Source organism: Mesorhizobium sp. M7A.F.Ca.US.006.01.1.1 (genome assembly GCF_003997935.1).
Lineage (GTDB): Bacteria > Pseudomonadota > Alphaproteobacteria > Rhizobiales > Rhizobiaceae > Mesorhizobium.
Genome location: NZ_RZQL01000267.1, coordinates 1 through 9,124, shown reverse-complemented (window position 1 = coordinate 9,124; position 9,124 = coordinate 1). Strand labels below are relative to the sequence as shown.

The window sequence follows — 9,124 nt, the reverse complement described above, 5'->3', positions numbered from 1 at the left end:
TCCGCCCCCGCCACAGCCTCCGCCTCTGCGTCCGCCTCCGCCTCCGCCTCCGGCTCAGGCTCAGGCTCAGGCTCAGGCTCAGGCTCAGGCTCAGGCTCAGGCTCAGGCTCAGGCTCAGGCTCAGGCTCAGGAGATTGTTCGTTCCGCACGCCGATCAGGTCAACAAATCCCCACTGCAAAGCGTATTCTGACAGAGTTCGTCCGTTGGCGTCGCTGGCTGCGGGGTCGGCACCGTGCTCAAGCAGAATTTCGCAAATGTCTTGGCGCCCCCGCGAGGCGGCGAGGAGCAGAGCGGGCGAGCCCGTGTTGTCCCGGGCATTGGCATCTGCACCCCGTTCGAGGTGCGATCTCACGGTTTCCACTCTCCCCGAAGCGATCGCCAGCCGGAACAGGGATGTCATCTCCTGCGACATCACCTGCTACCTGCCCGTCCAGACGGGCAATCCTTAAATTCACCCCCCCTAGAAATCACCTGCTAGCTGCCCCTGTCTGCCCCTTTCGCGGCTCTTTTTCCGGTTGCACTTGAAAATCCTGCCAGAAATTCGGTGGCGTTCGACCGCAACTGTCACTCCCAGGCGACTTGCGATGTCATAGTCAGGCGACATGCGGCAGCATGACCCGTTCGGTCGCTTTTTCAGACTGCTTCTCGCGTGCCGTCAGAATTGTGAAAAGGGCCTCGCCGATCCAGTGCGCAAGCAGAGGCGGCACGGCGTTGCCTACCTGAACGTACTGCTCGGTGCGATTGCCCTTAAAGAAGTAATTGTCAGGAAAGGTCTGGAGGCGAGCGGCCTCCCGTACGGAAAGACTACGGCACTGCATAGGGTCAGGATGGATGAAATAGTGCCCATCCTTCGAAATGTGGCTTGTTACCGTTGTCGAAGGTCCGCCTGCCAGTTGCACTCGGAACCGATCGGCAAACTTCCCCGACTCCCAGTTCTTGTGGTCTGGCGCAAGCTCCAGGGGAAAGTCCGAGGCCTTTGGAGATCGGCCCACAACCTCAGCGAAAACTGCTGCAAAGAAGTATCGGGCCAAGTCACTTGCCATGTGACCACGCGTCATGTGGTTCGGCAGAGTTTCAAGGTGCGGGTCGGTCAGCCAACTGGAGAGGTCATCGGGACAGTCGGAGGCAATACCGACGCCTTTTGCCTCTCTGCCCGAGACTTCCTTCAGGCGCCGGAATCGTGCCTGGTACCGTCTCGCCCTCAAAGTAAAGGCTATTTGGAGATCGTCCGACAGTCCTGTGTCGATACCAGCGACGAAATCCATGGCTTCGCCAACGACGCGCTTCCAATCCTCATCCGTATCCGGCCCCCGGCTTAGCCCGCTGCGGAGCGGTGGCATATTGCCAAGAACGTTGCCCACCGTCGCCTTCAGGCTGTGACGCACCATTAGCTCGGCAAGTGCCAAGTCCGGCAGATCGGCTGCGAGATCTGATCGCAGACCAACTACAATCACGCGGTGCCGAGCTTGCGGCACGCCGAAATCTTCGGCGCGAACAATGAAATCCGCGGCACGCGGCTCGAACCTGCCAAGGTCGAGCTTTCTCCCGCGACGCGGATCGAGCGCGATGAGCCGATAGCTTTCGCCGTCGCTCCGCTCGCCGCGCAGATCCCGCAGCACCTGGTCAAAGATCCGGTTTTCACCGTCGACCGAGGAGGAGAGCATGCCCTTGACGTTTTCCATCACGAACGCCGCGGGACGAAGCCTGTCCAGGATGCGGATGTACTCCTCGTAGAGAAAGTGGCGTCGATCATCCTTCGCCACATACCCTTCCTTCCCCTGATTGCGGGCGCGGCCGACGAGGGAATAGGCCTGACAAGGGGGGCCACCAATCAGGATGACGTTGCCATCGCTCTCGTCGCGAATCTGGTCGAGGCGCTGGTTCAACCGCTTTTCTGGGGGTTCCTTGCCCAGCTCGAGCTGCCAGGCCTCGTCTTCCGCCGACGACCACTGCTTTGGATACAGCTCTGACCAATCGGGTTCGGTGATCGCGCCATTGATGAAGCTGTAATAGCTGTCGGGGAGGCTATCGCCGAACTGACGCAGAAAGCTGCGAAGCCGGAGCGTTGAATGGGCGGCCGACTCCTTCTCCACAGAGAGTGTGATACGGAACGCCCGCTCACGCTCACTGTTCCGGACGCTTGAAAACCCCTCGGCGAGTCCCCCTGGCCCTGCAAAAATGTCTACCACCGAATATATTGGCAAGAATCACGCTTTCCCCGAACCCACGTGGCAATCTGCTCATGAGTATCAAGTATTCCGTCGAGATGGTAGACCGCGGTCCATGGCCGACGTAGTTGATCCGACCACCCGTTCACGGATGATGTCCGGCATTCGCGGGAAGAATACCAAGCCGGAAATCGCCGTCCGGCGGCTACTTCACCGATCCGGGCTGCGGTATCGTCTGCATACGGCAAACCTGCCGGGACGACCGGACATCGTATTCCCGTCTCGTCGGATCGCCCTCTTCGTTCACGGCTGCTTCTGGCATCGCCATGCAGGCTGTTACTGGTGCACCACACCATCATCGAACGCGGAATTCTGGAATGCGAAGTTCGCGGGCAATATCCAGCGTGACGAGCAAGCCGCCGAAGCGCTTCGAACAGCGGGTTGGCGCGTCGCTGTGGTCTGGGAATGCGGCCTGCGGGCGACGAGCATAGACGACACGACCGATCGCCTGCTTGCATGGATCAAGTCAGGTATTGGGGACTTCGAAAGTCCGCTGTTCCGCCATCGCCAGCTCTGAGCTTTTTGAGGAAACCTGTTTGAGAGAACCGCGGGAGCGGGCTCCCCAAAACTCGACTGACAGTCCTATGATACGTTCGAGGTGCCTCCGACCGACAGCACTCTCGAAGCCTTGGCCGCCTCTTGCTCGAGGTCGATCCACGCCGGCGCATGGTCACTTGGCCTCTCCCACCCTCGCAACTCGACGTCCACGCCAGCTCCGCGGAGCTTGGGTAACAGCGAGGGGCTCACCAGCAGGTGGTCCATTCGCAGGCCAGAGCTCCTATCGTAGCCGCCGCCGAAGGAGAAATTCCAATAGGTGTAGATGCCCTTCTCCGGATGAATACGCCGAACCGCATCGATCCATCCGTCGTCAAGCATCTCGGCATAGGCTCGCCGGCTCTCGGGGAAGTAAACCGCATCGCCGAGCCATCGTCGGGGCGCGACCGCGTCGATCGGAGTTGGAACGACGTTGTAGTCTCCACACAGCACAGTCGGCGCGCCCCCTTTGAGCAGGTCCTGGCCGTAGCTGGTCAGGCGGTCGAACCAGCGCAGCTTGTAGTCGAACTTGGGACCAGGCGCCGGATTCCCATTCGGCAGGTAGAGGCAGCCGACAACGAGCCCGTTCACGTCGGCTTCGATGTAGCGGCTGTGGGTGTCATCGGGATCGCCAGGCAAGCCGCGCCGGCGTTCAACCGGGTCCGCCCCGCGAGATAGAATGGCCACACCGTTGTAGGATTTCTGGCCGTGCCAGATGGCGCCATACCCCGCCTCACGGATGGCCTCGGCCGGAAACTTCTCATCGGACGTTTTCAGTTCCTGGAGGCAGACGATGTCGTGGTTGGTTGCCGTGAGCCACTTGAGGAGCACGGGCAGCCGACCATTGACGCCGTTGACATTAAAGGTGGCGATGCGAACCATCTCCCCTCGCGGCGTGGCTCACTTCTTGCCCAGCTTGCCCTCAACTTTCTTGCGACTGTTGCCCACCGATTTCACGGCCGACTTGACCTCGGCCTTGCTCGCCCCAGTCTTGCCCGCCTCGTATTTCACCTCATGATCCTGCCCACCAGCGACCTTCGCACGGTCCTGGCTGCGTCCACGAGTTGTTTGAGTAGTAGCCATTTCATCCTCCAAGGATTGCGTTCCAGTCCCCAACAACGCAGCCGAACTCTTCCGGTTCAATCCATCGAAGTGCTGTGTGGAACTGAACCCCGGGGGAGAGTATTGAATCGTACCATGAATTCGGGTTCCCCATGTCGGCCGTAGAGGCCTCTCGCCCCAAGAAGCGCACACGGCGCAGGGACTCAGAATCTACCCCTCGATACCCCCTACCCCAGTTTCGTCCGTTTCAGCTCTGCACGCTGACAGACGACATACCGGTGGGCGCCAATTGGCTCTTCGAAATGAAGTTCGACGGCTATCGCGCGCAGGCCGCGATCTCCAGCTCGGAGGTCGTGGTCTATACCCGCAACGGCCACGACTGGACCCGCCAGTTCAAGGTGATCGTGCCGCCTCTGATGTCGCTGACCAAGGGCTCCGCGCTGATCGACGGCGAGATCGTCGCCATTGACAGCCAAGGCCGCACCAACTTCTCGATGCTGAAAACCGGTATCGCCGCAGGCATGCCGCTCAAATTCTACGCCTTCGACCTGCTGGAATTGAACGGCGAGGACGTGTCCAGCCGGCCCCTGCTCGAGCGCAAGGAACGACTTGCGGAACTGCTGGGCGAGAGGGACCCGGACGACAGCTTGCAGTTCTCTAGCCATATCGCCGACAATGGCAAGAAGGTCTTCGATACCATGTGCGCCGGCGGCCATGAGGGCATCATCGCCAAGCGCGCCGACAGTCGCTATGTCGGCGACCGCACCGCGAACTGGCTCAAGATCAAGTGCACGAAACGACAGGAATTTGTCGTCGGCGGCTACCGCCCCAGCGACACTGGCCGCGGCATGGCCTCGCTGATCCTTGGTACCTATGAGAATGGCAAACTGATCTACCGCGGCCGCGTCGGCACCGGGTTCACCGAGGCGATGCGCACATCCATTCTCGCGCAGTTGGAGAAGCGGTCTCTGGACAAATCCGCCTTTGTATCCGTGCCGCGCGACATCACGCGCCGCGCCCGCTGGGTAAAGCCCGAACTCGTCGCCGAGGTCACCTATTCCGAGGTGACACCCGACGGCAGCCTACGGCACCCGAGCTTCCAGGGCATGCGCGAAGACAAGCGAGCCGATCAGGTGGTGATGGAAATGCCAAGGGCGCCCGCGACCGCCGCCAATCTGGATCCCAGGATGGGCAAGGAGATCGCCAGTGCGTTGGGCGTGACGCTGACCCATCCTGACAAGATCAGGTACCCCGGCACTAAGGTGACAAAGGCGACACTCGCCGCGTACTACGCCGCAGTCGCCGAGAAGATGCTGCCACACATCCAAGACCGGCCCCTTTCGCTGGTGCGCGACACCGACGGTGACCTCGAGCAGACATTTTTTCAGAAGCACAAGCTGCCAGGGATGCCCAAGGCCATCCATGACGGCCAGTTGGAGAAGATGTCGGGCAAGGAAAGCCGCATCCTCTGGGTCGACGACCTGGCGGGGCTAATCGCCGGCGTCCAAATGAACGTGCTCGAATTCCACGTCTGGGGAAGCCTGCGTCAGCAGCCTGACTTGCCGCACCGGATAATCTTCGACATCGACCCCGACGAGGGCCTGGACTTTGGCGACGTCAAGCAGGCCGCGATCGACATCCGCGGCATTCTAGAGGCCCTCGGCCTTCAATCTTGGCCCCTGCTGTCCGGCGGCAAGGGCGTGCATGTGGTCGTGCCACTCGTTCCCGAGGCCGACTGGGAAGCAGTCAAGAACTTCTGCCAGGACTTCGCCGAACTGCTGGCCCGCACGGATTCGTCCCGCTTCGTGGCAAACATGAGCAAGGCGCGGCGCAAGGGCCGCATGTTCATCGACTATCTGCGTAATGGACAGGGCGCCACAGCGATTTGCCCGTGGTCGACCCGCGCGCGGTCCGGTGCGTCGTGCGCCGTACCCGTCCCTTGGGATGAGCTGCCGACATTTAAGAGTGCCAGCGCATTTGACGTTTTTACTGCCGCCTCCCGGGCTCAGGAGTCCGACGCCTGGGAGGGCTATTTCGATGTCGAACAAACGTTGACAGAGCGGATCCGAAAAGCAGTCCGATAACCGCAGCCATTCCTAGATCGTCAGCGACATCTGCCGATCGGCCTCGGTTCGCGTTCCGCTTAGATTTGAAAGTGTCACCCCGAGCAGGCGGATCCCCTTGCTGACAGGAAATACCTGATCGAGGAGGGTGCCGCTGACGGTCGCTAGGTCGGCTTCGCCCTCGATGACGCCTCCGATCGTGCGGCTGCGCGTGATCTGCTGGAAGTCGGCGAATTTCACCTTCAATGTCACCGTGCGGCCCTGGATCGATCTTTCCTCGCAATAGCGCCACACCTTACCGACCAACGGCGCCAGCTCCTTGCGAGCACTTTCGAGGTCAAACAAATCGCTCGCAAAGGTGTCTTCGGCCCCCACGGACTTGCGCTCGCGGTCGACCCGCACCGGGCGTTCGTCGATGCCCCGGGCGATCCAGTAATAATACGGACCCGCCTTCCCGAACTTCTCCTCGAGAAACGCCAAGCTCTGTTCCCGCAGGTCGGCGCCGGTCTCGATGCCGAGCCGAGCCATTTTGTCGGCAGTCGCAGGGCCGACACCATGAAATTTCCGCACGGGCAAGGCCTCGACGAAGGCCGGACCCTGCTTCGGGGTGATGACGAACAGACCGTCCGGCTTGTTCTGGCCGGAGGCGAGCTTCGCCAGGAATTTGTTGTAGCTGACGCCCGCAGAAGCGGTCAGACCGGTCTCGGACTTGATCTTCGCGCGGATCATTTCCGCGATCGTCGTGGCGACCGGGATGCCCTGCAGATTGTCGGTGACGTCGAGATAGGCCTCGTCGAGCGAGAGCGGTTCAATGAGTGGCGTGTGCTCGGCGAAGATCGCGTGGATCTGCTGGGAGACGGCCCGGTAGGCGTCGAAGCGCGGCGGCACGAAGATCAGTTCGGGACACTTGCGCTTCGCCGTGATCGAGGCCATGGCAGATCGTACCCCGAACTTTCTGGCCTCATAGCTGGCAGCGGCCACCACACCGCGCGCCGCCGAGCCGCCGACTGCTACCGGCTTGCCGCGAAGGTCCGGGTTGTCGCGCTGTTCGACCGAGGCGAAAAAGGCATCCATGTCGACATGGATGATCTTGCGAAGGATGGCCGTGCCTGCCCCCGTCGCATCCGCTTCTAGGCCGCTGTCAACTCGCTCGCCCACGTCGTCGTCCCTGCGTTACCTGCGGCATATCAAGATAGACCGCACCTCGATCAAGGCAGTCTGGGATCAACTCTCGGAGCGACGCAACGAGTCCGATTGACTCTCGGACACTAAAGAGAACAAATAAGGAACATATCAGCCCCGAAATCCATTGGGAAGACAGTTTGAGAGTGTTTCGTTCATGGGTCAGCCGGCCGCCAGCCCTGCTATCGCTGCGCTTCGCGAGCGAATCGCACGCCTCGAAGGCGGGCCGGCGCGTAACCGCGCGACGCTTCCCTTCGGTGTTCCCAGGATCGACAAGGTCCTGCCGGGAGGCGGGCTGGCGCTCGGCGCGCTTCACGAGGTTGCCGGCGGCCGCAACGGGGCGATCGATGGCGCCGCGGCGGCGCTCTTTGCCGCCGGGATCGCTGCGCGCGCCAAAGGGAAGGTGCTCTGGTGCGTCACCCGGCAGGATCTCTTCGCCCCCGCCCTCGCCCACGCCGGCCTGCTGCCCGGCCGCGTCGTCTATGTCGAGGCCGGCGACGAAGCTTCCGTGCTCGCCTGTTTCGAGGAAGGGCTTCGCCATGGCGGCCTAGGCGCTGTTGTTGCCGAACTGGCCCGCCTCTCGATGACAGCCTCCCGCCGTCTCCAACTCGCCGCCGAAGCCTCCGGCGCCATCGGCATCGCCATCCGCCGTTGGCGACGACAAACCGAGGCGACCGATTTTGGACACCCAACCGCCGCGGTCACCCGCTGGCGGGTCACCGCGCTCCCCTCCCGTCCCTTGCCGGTCCCCGGTATCGGCCGCGCTCGCTGGCAGATCGAGCTGATCCGGGTACGGGCGGGAGAAAGCGCCGATTTTGAAGTGGAAGCCTGCGATGACAAGGGTCGTCTCGCTCTTTTTTCCGACCTGGCCGACCGATCGCCTAAGGCGCGCAATGGGCCAGTCCGCGCCATCGGCTGAAACCCCGACCGTCATGCTCGGCCGACAGGGAAACCGGCGGCTCGTGCTGGCCGCCGATGCGGCGGCACGCACGGCCGGCCTGCGCATAGGCATTCCCGCGAGCAAGGCCCAGGTACTGGTGCCCAACTTGCAGAGCTTCGACCTGGATGCAGCCGCCGACGCCGAGGCCCTCGATAGAATGGCGCTCTGGTCGCTCCGCTATGCTCCAATCGTCGCGGCCGATCCGCCCGACGGGCTTATCATCGACACCACGGGTGCCGACCATCTGCATGGCGGGGAGGACACGATGATCGAGGGACTGGTGTCGCGCATGGCAGCCTCGGGCATCGAGGCACGTGCCGCCGTCGCGGACACTTGGGGGGCCGCTCATGCCTGCGCGCGCTTCCTCGCCCGGCCGACCTTCGTCGCGCCAGTGGGGCAAGCCCCGGCGGTTATGCGCGGTCTTCCGGTCGGCGCCCTGCGGCTTCCCCACGACATCGTCGAAGGCCTGCTCACGCTCGGCTTCGAGCGGGTGGGCGAAGTCGAGGCGGCGCCGCGCGCCTCTCTCACCCTGCGCTTCGGGCCCGAACTCGGCCGTCGCCTGGACCAGGCCATGGGGCGGCGGAGCGAACCCTTCGAGCCCGCCCGCTCTCCCAATCTCATCGAGGTTCGCCGGGCCTTCGGCGAGCCGATCGGCGCCGCCGAGACCATAGCCCGCTATACCGGCAAGCTCGTCGCAACCCTCTGCGAGGCGCTTGAGGCAAAGGGGCTCGGCGCCCGCCGACTGGACCTGCTGTTTCATCGCGTCGACAACCGCATCGAGGCCATTCGCGTTGGCACCGCGGTGCCGGTTCGGGACGTCAAACGGCTTACTCGTCTCCTCACCGATCGGATTGAAACTGTCGATCCCGGTTTTGGCATCGAGGTCATCACGCTTGCCGCGACGCTCGCCGAACCCTTCGGCAGCAAGCAGATCATCTCCTCGCTGGTCGAGGAGCCGGAGCCAGACATCACCGATCTCATCGACGTGCTTGCCAACCGTATTGGCGAGCAGCGGCTTTACCGCTTCGCCCCGGTGGAGAGTGACGTGCCCGAACGCTCGGTCCGTCGCATCGCGCCGACGGCGCCCGATGACGGGACGAGTTGGCCCGGTGAC

The 9,124-nt window shown here is 62.7% G+C and carries 9 protein-coding genes; 4 read left to right on the top strand and 5 right to left on the bottom strand.

The features are described 5' to 3' along the window. Positions 1 to 413, bottom strand: a 413-nt coding sequence (locus tag EN943_RS31360) for an ankyrin repeat domain-containing protein (protein ID WP_164778469.1), incomplete at its 3' end; no start/stop codon positions are given. A gap of 181 nt (positions 414 to 594) precedes the next feature. Continuing rightward, entirely contained in the window at positions 595 to 2,205 is a 1,611-nt protein-coding gene (locus EN943_RS31355) for a DNA cytosine methyltransferase (RefSeq protein WP_127415920.1), read from the bottom strand. 79 nt (positions 2,206 to 2,284) lie between these two features. On the opposite strand from EN943_RS31355, the gene EN943_RS31350 reads away from it, so the two are divergent. Next, positions 2,285 to 2,746, top strand: coding sequence for a very short patch repair endonuclease (locus EN943_RS31350; protein WP_127415919.1), 462 nt, complete (start codon positions 2,285 to 2,287; stop codon positions 2,744 to 2,746). A 65-nt stretch (positions 2,747 to 2,811) separates the two neighbouring features. Here the strand turns inward: EN943_RS31350 and xth are convergent, their stop codons facing one another. Next, on the bottom strand, positions 2,812 to 3,645 hold the full coding sequence (xth, locus tag EN943_RS31345) for an exodeoxyribonuclease III (protein WP_127415918.1): 834 nt from the start codon (positions 3,643 to 3,645) through the stop codon (positions 2,812 to 2,814). Between the two features lie 18 nt (positions 3,646 to 3,663). Continuing rightward, positions 3,664 to 3,846 carry a DUF3606 domain-containing protein gene (locus EN943_RS31340; protein WP_127415922.1) on the bottom strand — a complete coding sequence of 61 codons (183 nt, stop codon included), beginning with the start codon at positions 3,844 to 3,846 and terminating at the stop codon, positions 3,664 to 3,666. A gap of 131 nt (positions 3,847 to 3,977) precedes the next feature. Between EN943_RS31340 and ligD the strand changes: the two genes are divergently transcribed. Continuing rightward, entirely contained in the window at positions 3,978 to 5,909 is a 1,932-nt protein-coding gene (gene ligD, locus EN943_RS31335; protein WP_127415917.1) for a DNA ligase D, read from the top strand. Positions 5,910 to 5,921: 12 nt separating this feature from the next. Here ligD and dinB read toward each other — a convergent pair whose 3' ends face one another. Beyond that, entirely contained in the window at positions 5,922 to 6,989 is a 1,068-nt protein-coding gene (dinB, locus tag EN943_RS31330; protein ID WP_281060867.1) for a DNA polymerase IV, read from the bottom strand. 238 nt (positions 6,990 to 7,227) lie between these two features. Between dinB and EN943_RS31325 the strand changes: the two genes are divergently transcribed. Both EN943_RS31325 and EN943_RS31320 read left to right on the top strand, forming a co-directional pair. Beyond that, positions 7,228 to 7,989 carry an ImuA family protein gene (locus tag EN943_RS31325; protein WP_127415916.1) on the top strand — a complete coding sequence of 254 codons (762 nt, stop codon included), beginning with the start codon at positions 7,228 to 7,230 and terminating at the stop codon, positions 7,987 to 7,989. Beyond that, positions 7,904 to 9,124 (top strand): DNA polymerase Y family protein (locus EN943_RS31320; protein WP_245476045.1); only part of this gene is annotated, 1,221 nt, incomplete at its 3' end. The genes EN943_RS31325 and EN943_RS31320, both read left to right, overlap by 86 nt.

Excerpts from the sequence above, each read along its gene's own strand:
- EN943_RS31350 (WP_127415919.1), top strand. The coding sequence starts at position 2,285 with ATGGCCGACGTAGTTGATCCGACCACCCGTTCACGGATGATGTCCGGC.
- xth (WP_127415918.1), bottom strand. The coding sequence starts at position 3,645 with ATGGTTCGCATCGCCACCTTTAATGTCAACGGCGTCAATGGTCGGCTG.
- EN943_RS31340 (WP_127415922.1), bottom strand. The coding sequence starts at position 3,846 with ATGGCTACTACTCAAACAACTCGTGGACGCAGCCAGGACCGTGCGAAG.
- ligD (WP_127415917.1), top strand. The coding sequence starts at position 3,978 with ATGTCGGCCGTAGAGGCCTCTCGCCCCAAGAAGCGCACACGGCGCAGG.
- EN943_RS31325 (WP_127415916.1), top strand. The coding sequence starts at position 7,228 with ATGGGTCAGCCGGCCGCCAGCCCTGCTATCGCTGCGCTTCGCGAGCGA.